Raw genomic sequence first — 22622 nt, forward strand, 5'->3', positions numbered from 1 at the left:
TTGTTTGTTTTTAATCAATAAAATGCACGTATTGCAGGAACCTTTTCAGTATAACTGCTGCTTGCGCCCTCGTCGCATACTCCTTCGGTGCAAAACGTCCGTCATCCATACCATTCAAAATGCCATCTTTCGATGCTAGGACTACGGCCTCTTGCGCCCATGAAGAAATGGCTTCTCGATCCGTGAAAGCGTCTAGGCGTCTGCCCTCTTGCCCTTGCTCTTCGATACTAGTTCCATCACTGGTCAAGGTTAAGGCGCAGGCGATCACAACGGCCATTTGTTCGCGGGTAATCCGGTCATTGGGAGCAAAAAGGCTGGTACCAATGCCGCTAACCAGGTTGCTAGCCACTGCCGTATTTACTGCAGAGGCATACCAAGCAGATGCAGGGACATCCGCAAAACGGGCACCGCCCCCGCTCTCTTTTAAGGATAGACCTAGTCCGCGAACAAGCAAAGCTGAGAATTCCGCTCGTGAAATGGTTCCCTCTGGCGCGAAACGATCGGCCGCCACACCGTTCACCAGCAGCTTGGACGCCAAATGTTCCACATCCGCTTTCGCCCAGTGATTGTTTAAGTCGGCGAACGTTCGTGCTTTCACATCTACAACCGTGTACAAGCTGTTATGTGGCACGTTCAAAATCGCTTCGTTTGTGCCATCTGGACGGGTTCCCAGCAGCGCCGGAACAAAAACGACGGTGCCATTTGCCGGGATATACTGAACAGCAACCAGGTTACGGTTCATGTTGTCTCGGCCTAACTTAATCGTCCGAATCGAGTACGTTCCACCATAGTCATGCACCTCCAACGTTTGCCCGTTTGCTTCCGCCGTCACCTTGTAATCAAAGACATCGGAGATAACAGTAAAACCTTGGGAGACGCCAAGCCGATTAATCTCTTGTCGAACATTCTCGCCGACCTGTACCTGTATGATTTCCAAGGTCAAATGGGATACTTCCGTGCCGAGAAGCTCCGCCATGCCGATCAGGTCGATCGCGCTTAACCGCAACTGATAGCTGGAATTGTTCAGCCTCACCTCGATGATTGCATTCGGATAAGCTCGGGCCATTTCTGCGATCCAGTCAGCCGGAAACTGTGTTTGTACCGCTTGCCCCCGATTGCCAATATTAATGCTGACAAAAGGTTCCTTCGCATCTTTAAGGAGTTCCAGTACCCTCTCCCTCGTCCGTTCGGGGAGGATGACCTGCTCGACCACCATGCCGTCCGAACGCGTGATCTTTTTGATGTCGGAAGGATCGACAAGAGCAGTAATGCCTCCGTCCATATTTATCTTCACAGTCGTCCTCAATGTGATGGATCTATCGCCATTATCCGATGAAGACGGGATTGAGATCCCAGTAACTGTGATGGTTTTCACTGTTTCATTGCCTGCTGCGTCTACGGCATATACGGTAATGTCGCCGTTAGCACTTATCGTGAATTGAGATGACGCCAGAATATCGGTTCCTTTCGTTCCGCCAGCAAAATCAGCCTCGGTTAGGCTTCCAGACAGCCATCGGAGCTCAGTCAGCGCATTTCCCGCAGCTACGCCGTACACACTTGTGGTCACGCTAATCATTTTACGTGCCGATCCGTCCGATGCAGTCGTCAGGGTAACATCAGGCGGTATTGTCACGATACGTATTCCACGCACATCCGGCGCTGCGTAAGTCAGCGAAGCTGCAAGTCCACTAGAGGTGCGAATGATGTTTGCACCGTTCGCGAAGTCTAATGAAGCAGCAACTTTAATTCCGTCAATATCCGCGAGCCCTGCTGGAATTTGGTATTCGAAAGAAAGTTTTCTCAATGCTGTACCGCGCTCTCCTGTATATGGGGCATATACCGTTTGAGTGACGGAATCATCTCCAATCAAGATCGGAACCGCAGGTGTTCCCATCACGGTTACTTCGTATCCGTAAAATACGGTAAAGCGAATCGTGTCGCTTGATCCATACAAATCATTGGCCGATGCGGTTAGCACCACCCCTATCCAAGAGGCTTCAAATACCGCTATAGCGTCGTTCAAACTGACAATGGCTTCATTTAATCTAGTCTGAGATTGATTCACCGCATCATCGGCAATAGCCTGCGCTGTATCAATCGCGGTCTGCAGGGCTGCGCGGTCTACTGCCGAAGTCTGCCCTACATCCGTACCTTCTGGATGATCTATCAATGCTTGCTGCGCCGCCGTTATTGCCGTGCCAAGTGCCGTCGGAATTCCCGCTTGAATAACGGCTGCATTAAACACTTGTACCGCTGCGTTTAACTGATTAACAGCCGTATCCAATTGATCTTGCGTGTAATTACCTGCATTATCGAGAATTTGCTGCGCCGTATCCATGGCAGTTTCCAGCGTTGTGCGTGTTCCTACCGAAGTCTGCCCTACATCCGTACCTTCTGGATGATCCGTCAACGCCTGCTGCGCAGCCGTTATTGCCGCGCCAAGTGGCGTCGGAATTCCTGCTTGTATTACTGCGGCATTAAACACTTGTACCGCTGCGTTTAACTGGTTTACGGCTGTATCCAATTGATCTTGCGTGTAATTACCCGCGTTATCGAAAATTTGCTGCGCCGTATTGGACGCGGTCTGCAGTGCTGTGCGCGTTCCCGCTGACGCCTGTCCCACGTTCGTCCCTTGTGGATGATCCGTCAAAGCTTGTTGCGCTGCTGTGATCGCCGCTCCCAGCGCTGTCGAATTACCCGCTTGTATTACTGCGGCATTAAACACTTGAATCGCCGCGTTTAACTGATTAACAGCAGCATTCAATTGATCCTGCGTGTAATTGCCCGCGTTATCGAAAATTTGCTGCGCCGTATTGGATGCTGTCTGCAGTGTGGTGCGCGTTCCCGCTGAAGCCTGTCCCACGTTCGTCCCTTGGGGATGCTCTGTCAAAGCTTGTTGCGCTGCTGTGATCGCCGCACCCAACGCCGTCGAATTGCCCGCTTGTATTACTGCGGCATTAAACACTTGTACCGCTGCGTTTAACTGATTAACGGCTGTATCCAATTGATTCTGCGTGTAATTGCCAGCGTTATCGAAAATCTGCTGCGCCGTATTGGACGCGGTCTGCAGTGCTGTGCGCGTTCCCGCTGACGCCTGTCCCACGTTCGTCCCTTGCGGATGATTCGTCAAAGCTTGTTGCGCTGCTGTGATCGCCGCTCCCAGCGCCGACGAATTGCCCGCTTGTATTACTGCAGCATTAAACACTTGAACTGCTGCGTTTAACTGGTTTACGGCCGTATTCAATTGATCCTGCGTGTAATTGCCAGCGTTAACGAAAATTTGTTGCGCCGTATTGGACGCGGTTTGCAGTGCTGTGCGCGTTCCCGCTGACGCCTGTCCTACGTTCGTCCCTTGTGGATGATCCGTCAATGCCTGCTGCGCCGTCGTGATCGCCGCACCCAGCGCCGTCGAATTACCCGCTTGTAATACTGCGGCATTAAACACTTGTACCGCTGCGTTTAATTGGTTTACGGCCGTATCCAATTGATCCTGCGTGTAATTGCCCGCGTGAACGAAAATTTGCTGCGCCGTATTGGATGCTGTCTGCAGTGCAGTGCGCGTTCCCGCTGATACCTGCCCCACGTTTGCCCCTTGCGGATGATCTGTCAACGCTTGTTGCGCTGCTGTGATCGCCGCTCCCAGAGCCGTCGGACTGCCAGCTGAAATAATTGCATCTTCGAATGTATCTACCGCTGATTCCAAATGTGTAACAGCCACATCTAATTCGGCTTGAAGATACTGAGTAGCCTGATTAAAAATTTGCTGTGCTGCAGTGATCGCGTTTTGCAAATTGCTACGGTTTGCCGCCGATGCCTGCCCCACGTTCGTCCCTTGCGGATGATCTAACAAAGACTGCTGCGCCGCCGTGATCGCCACCCCCAACGCCGTGGGATTGCCGGCCTGGATAATTTGCGAATTGAATACAGCGATAGAAGTGGTCAGAGGAGTTGCGGCATTAGCCAGGTCGGAAGCGATGGTGGCATTCCCGATTCCGTCGATAAAAACCATAGCTGCATCATAAGCTGCAGACAAGTCGTTATACGTATTGGCCGGTACTTGTCCTACGCCGGTGCCCGCCAGATGACTTTTCAACAACGATTTGGCGCTAGCAACCGCTTGAAACAAAGCGGTTCCGTCCACAAACGAATGTCCATTACTCGACGCATAAGCATATACCGGGGAATTCGCAATTCCGAATATTTTCAGATTGCCCGGATTTCCTGCAAATACGCCTGACCCAAAAGTTGTTGCATCGCCTAACACAGTTATGCTTGTTAAGTTGTTATTATAAAATGAGCTACTGTCGACTTTCGTTACACCCGCTGGAATGACTAGTTTCGTAATGTGATTAGTGTCGAAAGCTCCACCGTTAATCGTCTTCAGATTTTCCGACAATTTAATCGATGTCAAATTGTTCATATAAAAAGAATAATTGCCGATCATCGTCACACTGTCTGGAAAAACAACGCTTGTTAGCGGATTGTTTTCGAATGCGCTGGAGCCGATCGTCAACAAGCTGTCAGGTAGGTCTATGGAAGTAAGGCTAGTATAACGAAATCCATATGTTTGAATTACCTTCACGCTGCTCGGAATCACGACGCTCGTAATTTTAGGTTTGCCCGTACCGCTCGTATCAAATGCTGATCTTCCGATCTCGGTTACCGTCGTACCGGCATATACTGCGGGAATAACCACGTTCAAATCCGTGCCCTTGTAGTCCGTAACTGTCGCGCCATTGGAACCAACTGTAAAAGTAAAATCGGTCTCAACTGCATATACAGGTCGAATCTGCGACAATGAAGTCCAAAACACAAATAATACAATAATTAGGGATAAGACTACTTTTTTCATGGGTTTCTCCTTTAATATAAAGTTTGAAGCGAGATGACGTTGAGAGTAGAAGTTTATTGGAGAACTGGATACGGTAACGTATCTGTTGTTTCTGCAACTAGACGTTCACTATAATTCATAATAAAGAAGGCTAATGAAAGAATAATGAAAGAATCATACGTCGTGTAGAGTCAAACCCTGTGGATTTTGGCTAACGAGCGAGGGGGAATCGGAGTCTGGATGGCTGGAGTGGCAAATTGAGAAAAGGCTGCTCTGCATATATAAATCTGAATAACATATTTTTTTTTACACAACTTAAAGACATTTAGGAGGTGAAACAATGTCTAATCAAAACAAACGAAATTCCCAAGAAGTCTCAGAGAACATAAAGGATACCGCAGGGGCTGTATTTCATTCTGTTCATAAAGGGTTAGAAGCAACTGAAAATGCTGCAATGAATGCTGTTGATGCAACAGCTAACGCAATTAACGATTTTACAAACAATGATAAGGATTAATAGGGGTACCGCCTTCAAAAACGAAGATTTACAACGTTTAGAGCGCTTTATATGTTGGTGAATCCCTCATTATTGTAGGCTACCATAAAGTAAAAAAAGGCTGCCGCGGCAGCCTTTTTGTTATTCAACTATAGTCCCACGTTAGTTAGTAGAACGCTCTTAATACTCATTTTGATAATGTTATGCCTGTTTCACCCTTATATAGTTTGAACCATTATACCAAAGATAACTGGTCATTACTTAAACTGGTCCCTCCAGCTTTACAAGAATAATTAAGCATGTTACATTTATATTGCATTAATTGAAACCGTGTTTCATAGAGTGAAATTATTAAGGGAGTGATGAAATGGATATTAAGGAACAAGTGAAAGCGCAATTCGGAGCCAACGCTGTTAATTATGTTGCTAGCACACGTCATTCATCCGGCCAGGATTTAAAAACATTGATCGAATGGGCTCAATCGGAGAATGCTGTTCAGGCGCTCGATATTGCAACCGGAGGCGGACATTGTGCCTTGGCGCTGGCCTCCAACGTCAGTGAAGTGACCACGCTAGATATTACGACCGAGATGCTTCAACAAGCGGAAACTTTTCTTGCCGGCAAGGGCTGCACAAATATTAAGTACGTTGTTGGGGATGCAGAAAATCTTCCCTTTGTTCAAGAACAATTCGATATGGTCGCCTGCCGAATCGCTGCTCATCACTTCCCAAACCCCGACCGGTTCGTAGAGGAAGCATGGCGTGTATTAAAGCACGGCGGTAGCTTCATTTTAATGGACAACGTCGCTCCGGAATCAGATCGGATTGACACTCTTTATAATAATATTGAACAACGACGAGACCCCAGCCACTTCCGCGCATGGAGGAAAACAGAATGGATTCGTCGCATCGAGTTGAACGGTTTTCGGGTTGAACAGCTGTTGCAGACAGGTAAGCCTTTCGAATTCGCTGACTGGTGTGCCCGAATGAATGTCTCCGAACAGATCCAGCAAGAGTTGGAGAATGATATTCTGAACTGGCCAGAAGCAGATCGACAGCAGCTCAAGGTCCACAGCGAGAATGGTAAGTTGCTCGGCTTCGAAGGAAGCTACATGATGATGAAGGCCCGTAAGGTATAGCTTGAGGTACGCGTGATTCATTTCAATTAGGTTCTGGTCCGTAATCGAAAGTGATGCAAGTTCTTGTTCGGCGATTATGACAAGAACTTGCAACCATTTGAATAAAGACCCCGCGCTACTTACTTAGTCTAAAATTGCTTTAAACTAATGTTCCCCGATAGTTCAATGAAGAATCACAACTTCCACGTAAACCATCGACCGTGTCCGTCTGTTTCTGCAAGCTTCTCTTTGTACTCAATTCCATTAATGTAGTAATCAAGATGAAGGTCTAGGTCCCACATATTGTTATAGAGATGAAACACGTCCCTCTCTTTACCCAAGGCTTGAATTTGCTCAATCAATTTTTGCTTATCATCAACAGGAATCTGGTTAGCTACATGGGTATGAAAAATACATATAGATGAATCTAGAGACACGGTTGGAATAATCTCCTGGAGTAGAACCAACCCATCCCCTTCAATTAGTTCGATAGGCTCGTTTTTCAGGCAATGTGCAGCTGTTTCAAAATACAAATTACGCTCCTTATGCTCAGGCCAAATTAATGCTTTTAGCCAAAGGTAATCATCTGAATCGTTTAGGTTATTTACGTGTAAATCTAAACCGATTCTTCGTATGACAGGTGGACTATGCTCTAACAAAAATGGAAGTTTATCTCCTTTAATCTCTGCACTAATTTCTAAAGTCGACTGCAAAGATCCGTACTTATGGTTAGATTTATAGGAGTAGGAATACTTATCCCACATGAGTTGTAATCCAGCACTCGTTCCTATTTCTAAAAGGGTTAATGGCTTCTTTGTTATTTCATAAATATGACAAAAGCTAGGGTACAAATATGCACAGCGTCTAACTTCGTTAGTTTGAACAAGTTTATTTTCTAAAAGTTGAATGATCTTTTTTTCGTTCTGCTTACAAAAATCCTTGAAACTATTTATTGCTCCTGTAGATTCCTTTGGATTGTCTACTACGCTAGCGTAGTATGAGGCCAGCTCATGTTCTACACCACTTAATAGCAAATAATGAACTGCCCCAAGTAATAGGTTAGGTACTGGTTGACCTGGTTTCGAGTGCGCGGCTAGTTTAAGCAAATCCAGGTCATTTGCGATGTTCCCAGCAAGATGTTCATAAAGTCCGCTTGAGTCTTTACATTCCTTTTCTGCAAAAATCTTAAAACGATCCGAAAGTAATTTGATATCCAACATGACCACCACCTTTTCCAGATAGTGGTATATTATCATGAATCTTCGATAAACATTGCTTTAATATTTTTATTACATTAATAGCGTTCCTTTATCACTACACATTCAAAATAATGGATAACATTGGAATCAACTTGTTCGTTACTTCAACGAGGCAGCCATTATAAAGAATTTCTCAAAATCTTTCTTACGTCTTCTTTTGTAAGAGGAACATAACTACCAATTTGATTGGCGAGCATAGACCGTTCCGTCATCAGTTCAATTTCCTTGTCATCAATTCCATAATCAGACAGTTTTGTAGGCGCACCAATGGATTTCCAAAACTCCTTGAGAGACTGGATCGCTTCCCCTGCCAATTGAGCATCCGTTTTTCCTGTCGGGTCCAAATTGAATACACGAACACCAAACTGTGCGACTTTCTCCGGCCGTACGGCCGCGACATGTTCCATCCAATGAGGGGCAATTATCGCGATACCCCCGCCATGTGGGATGTCATGGACAGCTGATACAGCATGTTCGATAAGATGTGTCGACCAATCCGAACTTACACCCATTGCAGTTAGTCCGTTTAAGGCCAGTGTTCCATTCAATAACATGACTTCGCGGTATTCGTAATTGTTGAATTTGTTCACGAGCTTAGGCGCCGTCTCGATGACGGTGCGAAGAATCGCCTCACCAATTCTTTCTTGAAGAGGTGCATTGCTCGAACCATGAAAGTACTGTTCGAAGACATAATATCAACGCTGCCGTATACCGTTTGATCCCGAGGTACAGAGATTGTAAGCTCTGGATCTAGAACACTGAATCTTGGAAGTACTTGACTGGAGTTAAAGAATGCTTTCGTATTCGTTTCCCAATTCGTAATGACTGAATTTCCGTTCATCTCTGATCCTGTTCCCGCTATCGTTATAACTGTGCCAAGCGGTACAGAATTGACGGAGCACTCACCTTACTAGTCACGATATCCCATACGTCGCCATCTTATGGCGCGCCAGCGGCAATCGCTTTAGCAGCATCAATGACGCTGCCGCCACCAACTGCAAGAATGAAATCAAGCTGATTTTCCCTGATTAGCTCAATCCATTTTTGGAAGGTTGTCAGTCGTGGATTCAGTTCAACTCCTCCTAGCTCGATAACAAATGCGCCGATTTCCTTCAGTTCATTGATAACATTCTCGTAAAGCCCAATTTTTTTATGCTTCCGCAAAAAATTTATACTTTGCGAATTGTCAATTTGATCAATATGTCAAATCATTAATTTGAACTGGGCTTCGATTTTCATTTCTCGCTTATATTGTAAACTTTTGACCTATCAGTTGTTCACTAAGGCTCCAGAGCCGATCAGCTGTTTCGGAATCAACCGCATATGGCATCACGCCGGAATCCGTTAATGTCGATTCGTTGTCCAAATAAAAGTCCGACTCAGCGGCACGCCCCAGTGAAGCAATATCACAGTTCTCGCAATAGACGCCGCCCATATTATTAAGCTGCGGGCTCGTCACGCACCATACGCTGGTAGCAGCCCCTTGTCCAACCGTCTTGAGATTTTTCGCGGGATCGAGAACCGGCTGTCCTTGCTCGTCAATGACACCAGCCGCTCGCAGTTCCTCTTCCGAAAGATGTTTTTCGAGACCTGTGCCGACGATGCTGCCGGGATGAAGCGAAAAAGCCCGCACGCCGTCGGACTGGCCGCGTTTATCCAGCGCGACCGCAAATAGAATATTCGCCGTCTTGGACTGGCCATAGGCTGCCCAACGATCATAGTCGCGTCGATCGAAGTTGGGATCATCAAACACGATAGGCGAAAAGTGATGCCCCCAAGACGAAACCGATACAACCCGCGCACCGTTTGCCTTGCGTAGCGCTGGCCATAGCCGTGCAACAAGCTGGAAATGACCCAAATGGTTAGTCGCGAATTGCGATTCATATCCCCTAGAGTCGCGGGACAGAGGAGACGCCATAATGCCTGCGCTGTTTATTAGGATATGCAATGGCTGCCCAGTGGCAAGAAACTTGTCTGCAAAGGTATTAATCGAGGCAGGGTCCATCAAGTTCATCATTTCAATATCAACGCCGTCGATGTTTGCAAGGGCGTTCTTCGCTTTATTGTAGTCACGCGTTGGAACGATAACCTTGGCGCCAGCAGAACTCAGTACACGAACGGTTTCAAGACCTAGTCCGGAATAGCCCCCAGTGACGATAGCAGTTTTACCGGAAAGATCAATACCGTTAATTACGTCTTCGGCTGTCACAGAAGCTCCAAACCCGGAGCCGATTGGTGTTTGATTTGTTGTCATAATAAAGTTCTCCTTTAAAGGTTAGTATAATAAAATGGCTTATCATGCGCATGCTTTCTGTTAAGAAACGATAGCCCGCAATGTCCAGATAATAAAATTGGCAATCCTCTATCGAAACTATTTTTTGTTTTATGATGTGATCATACTAACATGTCTCCTTATTTTAATATTTAGACAAATAACGTTAAATGTCTATGTGACCATGTTATACGACTAGACAAAGTTTGTAAAGTGTATAATAATAACATCATGGACGATAAAAAAAAGCTTCATATACAAACCGTTGCTTTGGACGTGTTTTTCAAGTATGGCTATAAGCGAGTGTCAATGAATGAAATAGCAGAAGCCGCCGGCATATCGCGTGCAGGTCTGTATTTGTACTTTAAGAATAAGGAGGAAGTTTTTAACGCGACGATTCTTCATTATGGCGACCTGCTTATTGAAGAAATAGAGGAAGGACTCTCTTCCAAGAAAATGACTGAAGACAAAATTTTATATGCGTTCGAGATATGGTCTATAAACAATTTCGATCAATCGTTGAACTCACCGGAAGTAAAAGAAATGACTGAAAGCTCATATACATTTGCTCAAGAGTCACTCCATGCGAGCTACAAAAAGCTTGAGGTCGTTCTGATCTCTATCTTGGAATCCGAGTCGACAGCCGCCAACAGCCTAAATAGCCTACCTCCAGAGAAATTGGCACATATTTTAACAAGTGCATCTCGTGGATTTAAAATTGTTGCCAGAAACTCTTCGGAGCTACGAGAAATGATTGAAGACCTGCTTCGAATGATTCTTAATAATTAGGAGAGAATTATTCATCTCTCTCTTGCTATCAGGAAAGCCGACAATAGATCGGCTTTTTGCTTTATTTATTTTTCTAAATATCTGCTCATCTGATAGATCACTCTACATTCAGTAAAATAAAAACGACAGCTAGGCAGCTGTCATTGTTTGTTAGGTTATTATTGTTCTCCTATAATAGCTTAATGAATTTGACATTCGTCTTATCGGCTGGAGAAATATAATAAGCAATAGTCGATACCGGCAAATTAGAAATATCGTCAATTATTTGCCATTCGCCCCAGTTAGTTAAAGGAGGCGTATATTCATATTCATAAATGGAAGCAGACTTCTGTAGTCGTACAATGTCCTGATCAAATTCAAATCCAATTTCTTTAATCGCCTCAACGAACTCGTTCTCAATCTTTATTACTTCTACGTCATTTATCACTCCGTTTAAAAACTTACTTTGTAATTTAACTCTGTTCATTTAATATTTTACCCCTTACCTAGATTAATTCGATTAATATCTCCCTCTTTTCAAAATCCTATATTACCTTTTTAGCAAGACCTATGGTTGTTGAACTATGTTGCCAGTTACTTCAACGAGGCTGCCGATTAATACCGGCAGCCTCGACTTTGTTTCTTATATTTAACTAACGTTCCTAGTTAGCACAACAACATTTTGATTACTTCATCGGTTGTATCGGATTGCTCTTCAAGATGTCTTCCACTTCTTGATAGCCATTAGGGTAGGCAAAGTTATAGCGCGCTGGAAGTGCGAACACGTATTTGTCATTGCGCGTCAGTTCGCTCGGGCCGATAGGCGCGGCGCCGATGTGGAATTTATCCTGCTGAAGCTCGTTCCATTGGTCAACAGTAAAGACGAGAATAGGTATATCCTGTCTAGGCTGTTGAGCTGTCCATTCGGGATGGCGGATGCTGAGGCTCGCGCCGCTGACCTTATCGCCTTGCGCATCCCCTACTGAAAGACCCTCCCATTTGTCCGTTACGATTGTGTACCCTTTCCAACTGTCCGGCAGCGTGAAACGGAAGCCATATTGCGTATTCTCATAAACGGTTTGACTTACTTGACCTGTTTGTCCTACAATTCTAATCTCCCGTTTGTCCCCATCCCACTTTACTTCAGCTCCAAGTGACTCAGAAACAACCCTCAAAGGAACATAGCTTGATCCATCTACGATCTGCAAATCCGCATTGATTATTTTCCCGTTAATAAATAATTTAATATCCGTTGCCGCATAAGCTCCAACAGCAATAGATGCAGCGATAACACCAGAAAGTCCAAGCGCAATTAATAATTTCTTCTTCAAGTAAATTCCTCCTCATTTTGTTGTTCTATCATTTCTTTAATGCTTACGCTAGTTTTTATCCCCTCGTTGGGTGTATTTTTCACTTACAGTACCTCAAACGTATAATTGGTTGAACTTGTTGCAAAATATTTTCCCATCGCATTATATTTTTTTGTTGTCATTCAGTGGTTTCCCATTCAGATCATTCCTTTCTTCCTAGCACGAAAAATTATAACAAGATTAAACCGTCGGCAAATCTGTGAAAAGTCATGAACTGCATAATAAAAAGGCATGACATTTGGCCGAGAACATGAATAATTTCATCCCCTATGCCCAAAGTCATGCCTTTAAGTAATCCAGATTGACTAAATCACAAAGAAAACGGAATCTGCAACTGCTGATCCCGTCTCACTTCAATTTAAACTTCGTTCTGCTACCTCTTTTGCTAAACATGTCCAATCAGCGCATTAAGCGTGTAAAAACATCACTCCATGCTCAGCCAATTGATAACGGTTCGGTCTCATTAAGTTATTTTCGGCCCAGTCGTATTGGTTTGCATTGCAGGTTTCCGTTTCTCAAAGCTAATCCACACCAAACCTGCGGCCATGAACAAGGCGCCAAACAATTGCGAGCCTGAAATTCCCTCGCCGAACCAGAAATAACCCGTAATCACGGCAGATGCTGGTACGACGTATCGAAAGAAATTCGCTCGTGTCACCCCAATTTTAAACATGCAGGCATTCCATACGATGAAAGCTATTACGGTGCTGATCAGTACATTATAAAGGATGGCAATATAGCTAACTGTTCCAAGATCTCCCCAGGAAACCTCGCCCCAAGAGCCAAGTGTAAATGGGAACATGAACAAACTGCCGAACAGGATAAACCAAGTGCTTACGCGCAGGGCAGAATACCGCTTCATCAACGGCATGCAGAGAACGTTAAACAGCGCCCCCACTATGCTGACTCCGAACGCCAGCAAATTACCGATCATATTGTCCGAGCCGAGGTTAAACCCTTCATTACCTCCGAGAATGATGAGGCAGACACCGATAATTGCGGCGACGCCGCCTACGACAAGCCGTAATGATATCGATTCACGCGTGAACAATGGGGCGAACAAAGCCGCAAAAATCGGCCACGGCGCAACATTAAGAAGCGAAGAATTTGCTAGCGTTGTGTATTTAATTGAATACATAACGCCGATTTCCAAAACCGTTATCCCAACTAGACCGATCAGCGCCAGTTGCACTCCTGTCTTCCAAGGAATACCTACGTTTCCCTCCTTCACCCTAAGCAGAAGGAAAAAGATGGGCACCGACAGGCCGAAGCGCAGAAATGTGAACAAGATTGGATCGAACGTCTCCATCGCATACCGGGATACCCCGAAGTTCGCACCCCATATAGCGGCGATTACTACTAACCCTGCATAACTTAACCATTTTTTGTCAATCATGTCCCCATCCTATCTAAATCTATTCGTTATTCATGGAAATACTGCAAGCTTTCATTGATATTATCTTTCATTATAACAGGAAATAGAAAAAGCTCCGAACATGCCTTACAATGTAAACTCTTGTGCTGGACCTTTGTTATCTTTTCTCCTGAACTCATGATACTGATTGTTTGTATATTCCTTAATAACTTTTCTCCAGAAGATTTGTGCTGGAGTATTCCAATCGAATTCACTCACTCTCCATTTTCCCATATATAATTTAAAAGCCTTTATTGCTGCTTGCTTTCCAATATTACTCCTGCGATATTTCCTCAAGATAAAAAAGTGATTGAGGTAGTATATTTCTTCTTCTGATAAATACTTAATGATAACAAACCCTGCTAATTCCCCATCAACTCGAATAAAAAATAAATTATAGTATGGATCTTCATACCATTCTCTGTAATTGAGATTCGAGATATACGATCCCCTTTCATTAATAATGGATCTATTAAGCTCTGAAAGATCATATGCAGCAAATTCAAAGAGATTTTCCAAAGCATCTAATCCTTCTTCCATAATTCTCTCCAACACTACAATCAATTTGTCACTTCCTAACACGATAATTAGATGATTCTCTTCTCTCCAAGCTAATCTGTCCGCTAGCGTAACAAAACTGCCGTTTAACGCGGCAGCTTTGTCATGGTTTAAATTTTTGAGTTATCGTTTCCCGTTTATGAAATAATGATTTTTTCTAGTAATTAGATGAATCGTTTACCTTAATTATTAATCTTTATTTTTGTTATTTCTTAACATAGCGATTGCTGATCCGACTACAATTCCAAATACAATTCCAAGACCTACATTACCGAATACTGCTCCAAATGCGACACCTAAAGCAATTCCAACGCCTATGAAAGCACCATTTCCGCCAGCTTTCATTTTCAAATAATCACTCCGCTTCTTAATTTCATTCCAAAGGTTATACTGCTGCTGTGACACTTTCGCCTCATACAACGACTTTCCAAAAGATGTAGATATAACTCTATACGTTGCCAACTAGTAAATGTTTCGCTACGATATTCTGCTCGTTCGGCAGCCTCCCATTACTGTAATTTGAACAAACGCTCCTCGTTTAATCTGCTTATTATTTCGTTTGTATCTTTTAGTGTTATCGACTTAGAAGAATATTGTCCCAATTTATTTATAACTTTTGGCTTAACTCGACTTTCAAAATTATCATTCCAGATAAACATGTTCCTAAATATTTCAAAATTCGGTTTATAGTTTGATTTTTCTATTCTGAGTAACTGCAAAATAAATCTTCTAATAATTCGATACTTTCGTTTTGAATTATCAGTATCCAAAAATATGATTACATCAGCATTGTGAAAACTTTGGAACACCCATTCGTTATAATGAGCCCCCTCAATAATCCAAGTATTTGAATCAACAATTGTGCTTAACAGTTTATCTCTTTCTTCCTCAGTTCTTTTAATGTCCCTAGGTTCATGTCTCTTCCAAACAACATTATCCAATTCGTAATGTGGAATACTCAGTTTATTAGATAGATTTCTGGCTAATGTTGTTTTACCACTCCCAACGGAACCTATAATATGTATTTTTCTCGGGGCAAATTTGTCCAATTCAACCATACAATCTACCCTCCCATTTAGATTTTTACTGATCCCCTTTTTCTATCAAAAGAGAGAAAAATAAAGTTAATCCAGGTTATTATCGGGATAGAAATTACTAATACATAACGTTTATAAAAATCTATTCCAAACAATTTTGATTCCTCGCTTAAGTTGAACAAGAAACAATATGCTAAACCCAATATAATTGTGTTGATAACAAAAGCCGATAACATTCCTAACCATTTTCTCTTTCTGTTCCTCATAATTAAGATAGATAATATCGTTGAAATGATGAAAGAGATGGCTATGATAATGAAGTTCAATCCTGCACCACCTTATCATTTATTTATTAAAATATTCACTATTTCAGAATACATAATGATCCTCTCATCTACTTCGTAAATACGCAGTGCCTAAGGGATTCGGCGAAGTAATTGAACAATCCTGCCCGTTATTTGTGATCAAGTGCTTGTCATTAACAATAGACAAGCACTTGATCCGACAACTAAAAAAGTCCGCGATTTACGCGGACTTCATTCGGACATTTTTTTTGATTGTGTTATCTTCTTCCTCTGCCTGCTTTCATCATCGTAATATAAGTAGCCAGGTTTCCATTGTAGGTTACTTCTTTGTTGGTACGTCTATAATGTACGAGCCTGCCCCAAATTCTTCCCCGTAAACTGTTCCCACATAACCCGGCGGTATATCCAGTTCTAGCTTCCATTGCTGAGCAGCGGTTTGGTGCAGCTTCATCTTGATTTCTCCAGTTTCCACCGGTAGGTCAGCGCGAATCTCTTCAATCCCACACGGGTCCGGGCTCAAGGAAAACCGCCGAAGGCCAGGCTCAATAGGCTGAAGCCCAAAAATGCCTTCGAAAATAAATACAATCGGACTCGCTCCCCACGCATGACTAGCGCTTGAGAAATTGACTTGCCCATTTTTTTGCTGATGGAAGATCTTCCAAATTTCCCAAGTCGTTCCCGAACCGGCATCTAGCATCGGTCCATAACGCTCTCGAATCAGTTCAAGCGCACGTTTCACCTTGCCAAGCTTGATTAGCGCTCTACAGACAACAAGCATAAAAAAGGGGCTGCCCGCTGTTACATTCTTTCTTGCTTCCGGCTCGAAAACGTTCTTGTAAATTGCAATCACTCTCTCGTCCTTTTCCTCATGTAGATGAAGAATGGCTAGTGCGTTAGTCGGTTCACTGATGCTGTCGCTGAGCGCGCCGTCCACGAGGCAATCGGCGTAAGCGCCTTTGCGCTCATCCCATAACAAGGCAGGAATCGAAGACTCCAACTTGCGAATCTTCTCTACATATACCTCTTTCGCATCCGCGTCGTTCAACTGCCCGGCAAATTTGCAAGCGATATGCAGCGCTTCTAGGTATTGCAAGTTAAGCGGAGTAATCATACCGCCCCGCTGGTCGTCTGGCACAGGGCCATCCGGTCTCTCCCCCCAGTCCGTGAAAGACCAGTACGGAACATCTTCTAGAAGGCCATGTTCATTTTCGTAAGCAGAAAACCAACGAAGCGCCAATACCAGATTAGGCCACCATTCCTGAATGAGCTCCAGATCCCCGCTATACGTTTGATAATCCCGGAAAGAACAAATCCAAGCGAGGCAAAAGGAAGGAATCGGAGGGAAATTGTGATGTCCATCCGGATATCTCGACTTCGTCATGCCCATCCAATCCTGGGACTGTCCGATTTGCTTCAGCAGCTTGCGATGCAGGCGCGGATCTCCGGAATAATGATAGTTGATGACTGCCTGCCATCTTCCGTCTCCCATCCACTGCTGCTGTTCCCGACTGGATGAATCCAAAAAACCGTCCTGCATGCAAAGCCGAAGGGTACGTGCCGAAATATCCCAGATACCAGACAAACGATCGTCGCTGCACACCATCTCTGCTATCCGTTTGAGCGGATATTTTCTTGTCCGAAGCCCTACCCGATGAAACGTAACAGGCCCCCGGTGATTACGCAAACGGAATTGCACATATTTACAAGCACGCCAGGCAAACGAAGTTTCCAACACGTTGCGCCCTTCTGCTAAAATGAATCGGTCGATGGACCTGCTACTGTTTAAATTGATTAATGCCTTGCCTTCCCATAATTCTTCGGCATGCACCGCATCAATGACATCTCCTTGACAGCCGGTTACCTCAATTTGCAAATAGCCAGCCTCCATCTCCGCAAACTCGAATGTAACGATCGATGCTTCTCCTTCGGGAAGGGCTGCAAACGTGTATTCGCCAAACTGCTCTTTTTCCCAGACTTGCATTCGAATGGACTGTTCTTCGGCGTGAATCTGTTTATGCAACTGGGATACCGGATAAGGGATCTCTGTCATGGTACCGATGACCACAATGATGTCCGCTTCTAATTCCGATTCTTCGAGCAACGGAATGTCGCGCGCAGCCCAATTCCAGAACGGAGACAGCTGGATTCCCCGGCCCTTCGCAGCAATCCAGCTTCCGTCATCATAACCTGATTCCAACCAACCAACTGGCGCCAACCCGACGTCATAAATTTCAATCGGACCCTGGCAGCCGTTAATTCTTGGCGCTTCGCGGTTGTATGCCGTCGCGAGGAGGCATTTCCAACTTGAGTCGCTATGCACGTTGACCTGAGGGTGGTCATCAAAATCGATAGTCGTTTCCGCTGCAAGCGCGGGAATCCGGTTCACGGATTGCCCCGTTCCATATCCGTAATGGGCGGCCAATACGGCAATCACATTCGGACCGGGTCTCAGATGGGCGGAAATATCCAGCACATCGTAATATTGCATGCGTGGATCACTGCGGCAAGGACCACGGCCGATATAAACGCCATTCACATGCAATTTGTATCTGGAGTCCGCGAAAATTTTGATCGTTGCGCTAACTGGCATCGCGGCGAGTTCAAACGTTTTGCGAAAATAGCAAAACGAGTTACGCGGCTGCTCATAATGAGTTTCCACCTCATCCGGATGCCAGACTAATTCGGTTTGTCCTGACCAACCTTCCGATGCGGAAGGTTTTCTTGCAAACCTTTCATGGATCGTTCCTGTCATAAAGCTCAAACCACCTTTTGAATTGTAATTTAAAACAGTCGCCATGTGTTTAAAAGTAGAAGACGCTCGTTTTATCAAATAACTGTTGATCAATAAAAATACAATCACATTCAGTTCTTTCGCAATATTCTATGTGATACCATTAATCCTCTCTCGTTTTATTGATAGTATAAAAGAATATCTATTATTAAATAATTCAGCAAAACAACAAATAGTAATACAAAATCTACGATCATTTATATCCTTTTGTAATTGTTTTGGGATAAAAAAATAGACTTCTAATACATGCAGCTGCCTAAAGGAAAGCCAAATAACCTTCCACCATGCTCAGTGAAGGTTATTTGGGTGCACCTAATTTTCAGAATACTAAACTAAATTTAAGTAACTGGTTTAGTCATTTTCATCAGCATAAAAAATAGGATAAGTCACATTATCACTTCCTGAGCGCGCGGAGCAAATCCTATTTCGGACTTTTTCGGTTTCTGGAAAATACCACGAGCGCTGCGATGACCATCGCACCGAAACCAATGGTTTTGGCTAACTCGGATTCTACTCCCAGCAACATACAAAGATTAGTAACCAAGCTTTTCGTTAGGAGTGCAACCACAATCAGCATGATCGGACGAATAAAATTGTACTTTTTCATATCTACCACCCTTTCTTTATTAAACAAACCTGCCCATTTCTATTATAAACAAAAAGAGGCGTTGCTGCGATGCAAGCCCCTCAAATGATATCTTGGTTCGTATAAAGGTCTAGATGTTACTTTGAGCAGAAAAGCAGTTCCCTTAACTGATCCTATTAGCGCCTACTAACTGCCAAATCCCATGCAGATTTGAATTCTGATACTCTCGAATACCTGTTATTTCGGCTTGGATCTACAGCCCTTAACGCTATGTCATAGAGTTCCTTTCCAGCTTCCCAATGTTCAAAAGACCGATCACACTCTCCTCCAAGCAAAGCAAACGCTGTTTCTCCCATGGTAAATACATTAGTGCATCCATCAATCTCAGCACCGAAAGAAAACTCTTCAGGGGACATAAATCGGGAGGAACCCCATAATCTCCCCATTGAATTGTAATATGGCCTTTTTTGATATAGATCAATGTCACATATTTTAGTCTCGTTTTTGGAAAAATCGTATAACAAACTCCCATCATAAAAATCGATGGCTACAAATCCCTTTTCCTCAACTAATTCATGAAAGGAATAAATGTGACCTAATGAGATTAATCTTTGTTCTAGAGATAACTGTTTATATCTATAAAATGGGGAATTAGGATCATTGTACTTTGCTGGGGGCGGAAAAGACCAGTGCGGGTGAAGGGATTCCCCTTCAAACCATTCGAATACTGCTGCGTAGCCAGAGCCAACTTCAAAATGATCAATTAATTTAATGAGAGAAGGATGACTTAACTCACTATAAAGTGATATGGCACTTTTCAAATTATTTATAGCTTCTTTAGGTTCACCCGAATATGCTGTACTTTTTGCACCAGCATATTTGACGAAGAATCTTTTATTATTATTTTCTATACCAAAGCTTATATTACCAGAATCCTGCTGATCAAAAACTTCAAATACACGTCCTAACTTTGCAAGCCAATTAAAATCATGTTCTTCTTGTAACTGGAACATAACATCGTCAAATTTTACATCTAAAACATCACTCATTTTCGAAGTTTCACTCCCACACTAAATTCCCTTTTCTCATTTTTGCTATGTATATGATTTGTCCCGTATGACTAGGTAAATGTCTGAATTGATGTAAAAGCATTTCTAGAACGGTAGATTGATTGTTCAAGGCTGCGGAGTCGAACGGTGGGTAATTTAAATATGGCTGTTCCAACAGTCGCTCAGGATTCGCTTTCATAATTTCAAGAACAGCAATGATGCAGTCATATGATTTCTTTGAAATTTCTAGTGCCTGATCTTTCGACATTTGTAACCCACGTTCGAATTCAATGCTCCTGTATGCGTTCAATGGAGCACCGAAGTATGCGGCATCAAACCAATATCGCGCCGCCCCAGATATGTGTGCAATCAAATTACTTATACTGTTACTCTCTGGTGTCGGTGACCAGGAAATATCCTCTTCAGATAACTGCTCGATCACTATGCGAGTCCATTTCTGGTCTGCTTTGTATTTCCTCAAGAGATGATCAATTACGATATTTGAACTATCCAAAAATACTTCACACTCCCATATTTTCTTTGAACAAATTTTCATCAGTTAGTTAAATGCCTAAGAAGCAACTCCACTTTCATTTTTTCGATTAGCTCTCGAGGTTAAGAAGAAAATGCCGTGTGCCTTGATAGGCATCTTTCCATCCCATCTTCGCATAGAAACGTAGTGCGTCGAGTCCCTTGAAATAATAAGCGCCAATTAGCCGAGCTTTGAAGTTTGGTATCGTGATACCACATTTGGCTTGGAAATCTTGGTATGCCTGAATGACACCGCTCCTCGGCATATGCCGATCGAGAATCGCAAGGTCCACGAGGGAGTCGCCGTATATACAGTTGCCGTCAATGATGCCGGTAATACACTCACCATCCGACAAGATATTCCACTGATGAAAGTCCCCGTGGATAAAACCTCTGTGCGGTTCGTTATACGAGATGTAGCTCAGCAAGCGGTTATAGATTTCTTCATAAACGTCTCGCTCTAAGAAAGAAGTTCGATAAAGGTCGTGCCAGTTCTCCCAGAATGTCCCCGACTGATCCTCCGCGTTGCAGGCAATGACGAAGTCTTTCCAGGATGCGTAAGTTCCATTGCCATCAGGTCCGATCCACCCATATCCGTTCGTAGATCCGACGTCCACGGCAGCCAGTTTGGTCAAGATGCTGATAAGCTCAGGTAAGTGAGCGGCCTGTTGCTCATCTGTGTAATCAGCTAGATTGCGTCCGCTAATCCGTTCAGTGATGATATATGTCAACGACCCGGTTTTCCCTAGCGCTATGCATCTCGGAAAAGTAATGCCTTGACCCGTCAGCAAGTCAGAGACAAAGCTTTCTGTCTGATATGCGCCTTCCAAATCACTGAATTTTACGACGTAACTATTGGATTCATGAACAAAGGAAAACACGCTGCTCAAGTTTCCCCCGGTCAATGTCGTTATTTCGGCCGCACCAGGTCCAAAATGCTTTCGCAACACTGCCTCAATTTCACTCACGGCCAAATTTGGTTTTTCATACGCGGTCATAGTCTCAGCCCCTTTTCACAGTAGTAATATATTGTCCCTCTTCAAATTTTCTGCCCAATTGCTTAACGAGACAGCCAGCATAGCAGCCTCAACTTATAGTTCCCCTTAGATTAATCGTATTTCTCCATAATCCTCCAGAACAATGAACGAATCCACAATCTGTATAAAGCTAAGAAGTACTGCATCATTTGTAGCATTCCTGCTCGTTTTTACATTCGCGAAAAGTCCAAATCAATATATGGTGTATTATTCAGTAAGTTGAAATAGTAGAAGCGCCGAGCTTGTTCATCCCATTCACTCCAATCAGGAGCATTAAAATCTCTGCTTCTATATAAAGCGGATAAAACTCTAGCTTGTCTTAAATCGATAAATAAAGGTATTTTCTTTAACCATACTTGACTTACCGTATTTTCTTTACAATAACCGTTTAAAAAGTTAGAAAAAAAACGTTTTGTAATCTCCTTTCTTACCTCTCCATCCACAACCCACGGAATAGGGATTTCATAAAATAATGGTGTAGCAATATCAGACACAAACCAGCTATATTCCGCCTCGTCAAAATCGATAATATTTGCCTTATCTCCATCATTTAAATAATTACCACAGCTTACATCCCCATGAATAAGCCCGTATGTATTTTTATCCTTAGAAAGAGCGCTAACTTCTCCAATTAATCGGTCAAAACTGTTGTATAATTCTGACGGACAATCGTTTTTAAATGAAGCTAATAAAGCATTGTCATGCCATTCATAGCGTAATGGTTTGTGGGGATAGTGAAGTGAGACTTTATGTATTCTCCCCACCAATTGACCTATATTCTCATAAAACGTATTGCTCTCCCGAGCGATATTTGCGTTTCTACCAGGGGCTTTCTCAAAGGCTGTCACAACAAAAGCATCATCAATTGTATGAAGAAGATCACCCGTTAAAGACTGTATCGGACTAGCTACTTTTACACCAGACTGTGCCAGATACATGATAAACTCTAATTCCGCTTTCGTTAATTCTTTATTCCGATGTGTAATATGAGCAATCCTGAGTATAACTTCACGATCTCCAACCAATCCAGAATAAACGAAGTTTTGAAAACCATTTAATTCGATTAGTGAGTCTTCGCGTATACCATAACGTTCTGCGGCTTGTCTCAATATATCTTGATTGAATAGATGTTTAATATTCTTATCCATCGTTTTCTTCGATCACACTCCAAAGGTAATTAATCTAATTCTAATCCAAATCA

21 protein-coding genes are annotated in these 22622 nt (G+C 43.4%); 3 read left to right on the forward strand and 18 right to left on the reverse strand.

The features are described 5' to 3' along the window. Positions 1 to 10: 10 nt before the first annotated feature. The gene (locus AC58QM_RS17625) at positions 11 to 4852 is read right to left on the reverse strand and encodes an S-layer homology domain-containing protein (RefSeq protein ID WP_497286153.1); all 4842 of its coding nucleotides are present in this window, start codon (positions 4850 to 4852) and stop codon (positions 11 to 13) included. A gap of 319 nt (positions 4853 to 5171) precedes the next feature. Here AC58QM_RS17625 and AC58QM_RS17630 point away from each other — a divergent pair, with 319 nt between their 5' ends. After that, on the forward strand, positions 5172 to 5348 hold the full coding sequence (locus AC58QM_RS17630) for a hypothetical protein (protein WP_497286155.1): 177 nt from the start codon (positions 5172 to 5174) through the stop codon (positions 5346 to 5348). Positions 5349 to 5694: 346 nt separating this feature from the next. Next, positions 5695 to 6465: a class I SAM-dependent methyltransferase gene (locus AC58QM_RS17635; protein ID WP_497286157.1), complete on the forward strand. Its 771-nt coding sequence runs from the start codon at positions 5695 to 5697 to the stop codon at positions 6463 to 6465. A gap of 173 nt (positions 6466 to 6638) precedes the next feature. On the opposite strand, the gene AC58QM_RS17640 is transcribed toward AC58QM_RS17635, so the two are convergent. The 5 genes from AC58QM_RS17640 to AC58QM_RS17660 form a co-directional block, all read right to left on the reverse strand. Then, positions 6639 to 7664 (reverse strand): DUF2332 domain-containing protein, encoded by a 1026-nt coding sequence (locus tag AC58QM_RS17640; protein WP_497286159.1) that lies wholly within the window; start codon positions 7662 to 7664, stop codon positions 6639 to 6641. 158 nt (positions 7665 to 7822) lie between these two features. Beyond that, positions 7823 to 8341, reverse strand: a complete 519-nt coding sequence (locus tag AC58QM_RS17645) for a hypothetical protein (RefSeq protein ID WP_497286609.1) — start codon at positions 8339 to 8341, stop codon at positions 7823 to 7825. Continuing rightward, the gene (locus tag AC58QM_RS17650) at positions 8290 to 8544 is read right to left on the reverse strand and encodes a hypothetical protein (protein ID WP_497286161.1); all 255 of its coding nucleotides are present in this window, start codon (positions 8542 to 8544) and stop codon (positions 8290 to 8292) included. Before AC58QM_RS17650 ends, AC58QM_RS17645 begins: the two co-directional genes overlap by 52 nt. 98 nt (positions 8545 to 8642) lie before the next feature. After that, a complete protein-coding gene (locus tag AC58QM_RS17655; RefSeq protein WP_497286163.1) occupies positions 8643 to 8867 on the reverse strand; it encodes an iron-containing alcohol dehydrogenase in 225 nt (74 codons plus the stop codon). Between the two features lie 82 nt (positions 8868 to 8949). Further along, positions 8950 to 9957, reverse strand: coding sequence for an oxidoreductase (locus AC58QM_RS17660; RefSeq protein WP_497286165.1), 1008 nt, complete (start codon positions 9955 to 9957; stop codon positions 8950 to 8952). Positions 9958 to 10206: 249 nt separating this feature from the next. On the opposite strand from AC58QM_RS17660, the gene AC58QM_RS17665 reads away from it, so the two are divergent. Next, positions 10207 to 10764, forward strand: a complete 558-nt coding sequence (locus AC58QM_RS17665; RefSeq protein ID WP_497286167.1) for a TetR/AcrR family transcriptional regulator — start codon at positions 10207 to 10209, stop codon at positions 10762 to 10764. Between the two features lie 169 nt (positions 10765 to 10933). Here the strand turns inward: AC58QM_RS17665 and AC58QM_RS17670 are convergent, their stop codons facing one another. From AC58QM_RS17670 to AC58QM_RS17725, 12 genes are all read right to left on the reverse strand, one after another. Then, positions 10934 to 11230 carry a hypothetical protein gene (locus AC58QM_RS17670; protein WP_497286169.1) on the reverse strand — a complete coding sequence of 99 codons (297 nt, stop codon included), beginning with the start codon at positions 11228 to 11230 and terminating at the stop codon, positions 10934 to 10936. A gap of 199 nt (positions 11231 to 11429) precedes the next feature. Further along, a complete protein-coding gene (locus AC58QM_RS17675) occupies positions 11430 to 12074 on the reverse strand; it encodes a stalk domain-containing protein (RefSeq protein WP_497286171.1) in 645 nt (214 codons plus the stop codon). A 502-nt stretch (positions 12075 to 12576) separates the two neighbouring features. Beyond that, the gene (locus AC58QM_RS17680) at positions 12577 to 13509 is read right to left on the reverse strand and encodes a DMT family transporter (RefSeq protein ID WP_497286173.1); all 933 of its coding nucleotides are present in this window, start codon (positions 13507 to 13509) and stop codon (positions 12577 to 12579) included. A gap of 105 nt (positions 13510 to 13614) precedes the next feature. Beyond that, positions 13615 to 14067 (reverse strand): GNAT family N-acetyltransferase, encoded by a 453-nt coding sequence (locus AC58QM_RS17685; protein ID WP_497286175.1) that lies wholly within the window; start codon positions 14065 to 14067, stop codon positions 13615 to 13617. 207 nt (positions 14068 to 14274) lie between these two features. After that, complete coding sequence (locus tag AC58QM_RS17690; RefSeq protein ID WP_497286177.1) at positions 14275 to 14490, reverse strand: hypothetical protein; 216 nt, start codon at positions 14488 to 14490, stop codon at positions 14275 to 14277. Between the two features lie 104 nt (positions 14491 to 14594). Beyond that, a complete protein-coding gene (locus AC58QM_RS17695) occupies positions 14595 to 15143 on the reverse strand; it encodes an AAA family ATPase (protein ID WP_497286179.1) in 549 nt (182 codons plus the stop codon). A 603-nt stretch (positions 15144 to 15746) separates the two neighbouring features. Continuing rightward, on the reverse strand, positions 15747 to 18179 hold the full coding sequence (locus AC58QM_RS17700) for an alpha-L-rhamnosidase-related protein (protein WP_497286180.1): 2433 nt from the start codon (positions 18177 to 18179) through the stop codon (positions 15747 to 15749). Positions 18180 to 18639: 460 nt separating this feature from the next. Beyond that, a complete protein-coding gene (locus AC58QM_RS17705; RefSeq protein ID WP_497286182.1) occupies positions 18640 to 18825 on the reverse strand; it encodes a hypothetical protein in 186 nt (61 codons plus the stop codon). Between the two features lie 155 nt (positions 18826 to 18980). Then, complete coding sequence (locus tag AC58QM_RS17710) at positions 18981 to 19853, reverse strand: serine/threonine protein kinase (protein ID WP_497286184.1); 873 nt, start codon at positions 19851 to 19853, stop codon at positions 18981 to 18983. A 10-nt stretch (positions 19854 to 19863) separates the two neighbouring features. Beyond that, a complete protein-coding gene (locus AC58QM_RS17715; protein ID WP_497286186.1) occupies positions 19864 to 20367 on the reverse strand; it encodes a DinB family protein in 504 nt (167 codons plus the stop codon). 88 nt (positions 20368 to 20455) lie between these two features. Further along, the gene (locus AC58QM_RS17720) at positions 20456 to 21382 is read right to left on the reverse strand and encodes a phosphotransferase family protein (RefSeq protein WP_497286187.1); all 927 of its coding nucleotides are present in this window, start codon (positions 21380 to 21382) and stop codon (positions 20456 to 20458) included. 209 nt (positions 21383 to 21591) lie between these two features. Further along, entirely contained in the window at positions 21592 to 22569 is a 978-nt protein-coding gene (locus AC58QM_RS17725; RefSeq protein ID WP_497286189.1) for a phosphotransferase enzyme family protein, read from the reverse strand. Positions 22570 to 22622 lie beyond the last annotated feature (53 nt).

It is taken from the genome of Paenibacillus sp. J22P165, from assembly GCF_059692015.1.

What these genes read in the sequence shown, in the direction of transcription:
- AC58QM_RS17680 (WP_497286173.1), bottom strand. Translation starts at nt 13,509, where the DNA reads ATGATTGACAAAAAATGGTTAAGTTATGCAGGGTTAGTAGTAATCGCC.
- AC58QM_RS17630 (WP_497286155.1), top strand. Translation starts at nt 5,172, where the DNA reads ATGTCTAATCAAAACAAACGAAATTCCCAAGAAGTCTCAGAGAACATA.
- AC58QM_RS17700 (WP_497286180.1), bottom strand. Translation starts at nt 18,179, where the DNA reads ATGACAGGAACGATCCATGAAAGGTTTGCAAGAAAACCTTCCGCATCG.
- AC58QM_RS17695 (WP_497286179.1), bottom strand. Translation starts at nt 15,143, where the DNA reads ATGGTTGAATTGGACAAATTTGCCCCGAGAAAAATACATATTATAGGT.
- AC58QM_RS17720 (WP_497286187.1), bottom strand. Translation starts at nt 21,382, where the DNA reads ATGACCGCGTATGAAAAACCAAATTTGGCCGTGAGTGAAATTGAGGCA.
- AC58QM_RS17640 (WP_497286159.1), bottom strand. Translation starts at nt 7,664, where the DNA reads ATGTTGGATATCAAATTACTTTCGGATCGTTTTAAGATTTTTGCAGAA.
- AC58QM_RS17670 (WP_497286169.1), bottom strand. Translation starts at nt 11,230, where the DNA reads ATGAACAGAGTTAAATTACAAAGTAAGTTTTTAAACGGAGTGATAAAT.
- AC58QM_RS17710 (WP_497286184.1), bottom strand. Translation starts at nt 19,853, where the DNA reads ATGAGTGATGTTTTAGATGTAAAATTTGACGATGTTATGTTCCAGTTA.
- AC58QM_RS17685 (WP_497286175.1), bottom strand. Translation starts at nt 14,067, where the DNA reads ATGGAAGAAGGATTAGATGCTTTGGAAAATCTCTTTGAATTTGCTGCA.
- AC58QM_RS17625 (WP_497286153.1), bottom strand. Translation starts at nt 4,852, where the DNA reads ATGAAAAAAGTAGTCTTATCCCTAATTATTGTATTATTTGTGTTTTGG.
- AC58QM_RS17650 (WP_497286161.1), bottom strand. Translation starts at nt 8,544, where the DNA reads ATGAACGGAAATTCAGTCATTACGAATTGGGAAACGAATACGAAAGCA.
- AC58QM_RS17725 (WP_497286189.1), bottom strand. Translation starts at nt 22,569, where the DNA reads ATGGATAAGAATATTAAACATCTATTCAATCAAGATATATTGAGACAA.
- AC58QM_RS17635 (WP_497286157.1), top strand. Translation starts at nt 5,695, where the DNA reads ATGGATATTAAGGAACAAGTGAAAGCGCAATTCGGAGCCAACGCTGTT.
- AC58QM_RS17660 (WP_497286165.1), bottom strand. Translation starts at nt 9,957, where the DNA reads ATGACAACAAATCAAACACCAATCGGCTCCGGGTTTGGAGCTTCTGTG.
- AC58QM_RS17665 (WP_497286167.1), top strand. Translation starts at nt 10,207, where the DNA reads ATGGACGATAAAAAAAAGCTTCATATACAAACCGTTGCTTTGGACGTG.
- AC58QM_RS17705 (WP_497286182.1), bottom strand. Translation starts at nt 18,825, where the DNA reads ATGAAAAAGTACAATTTTATTCGTCCGATCATGCTGATTGTGGTTGCA.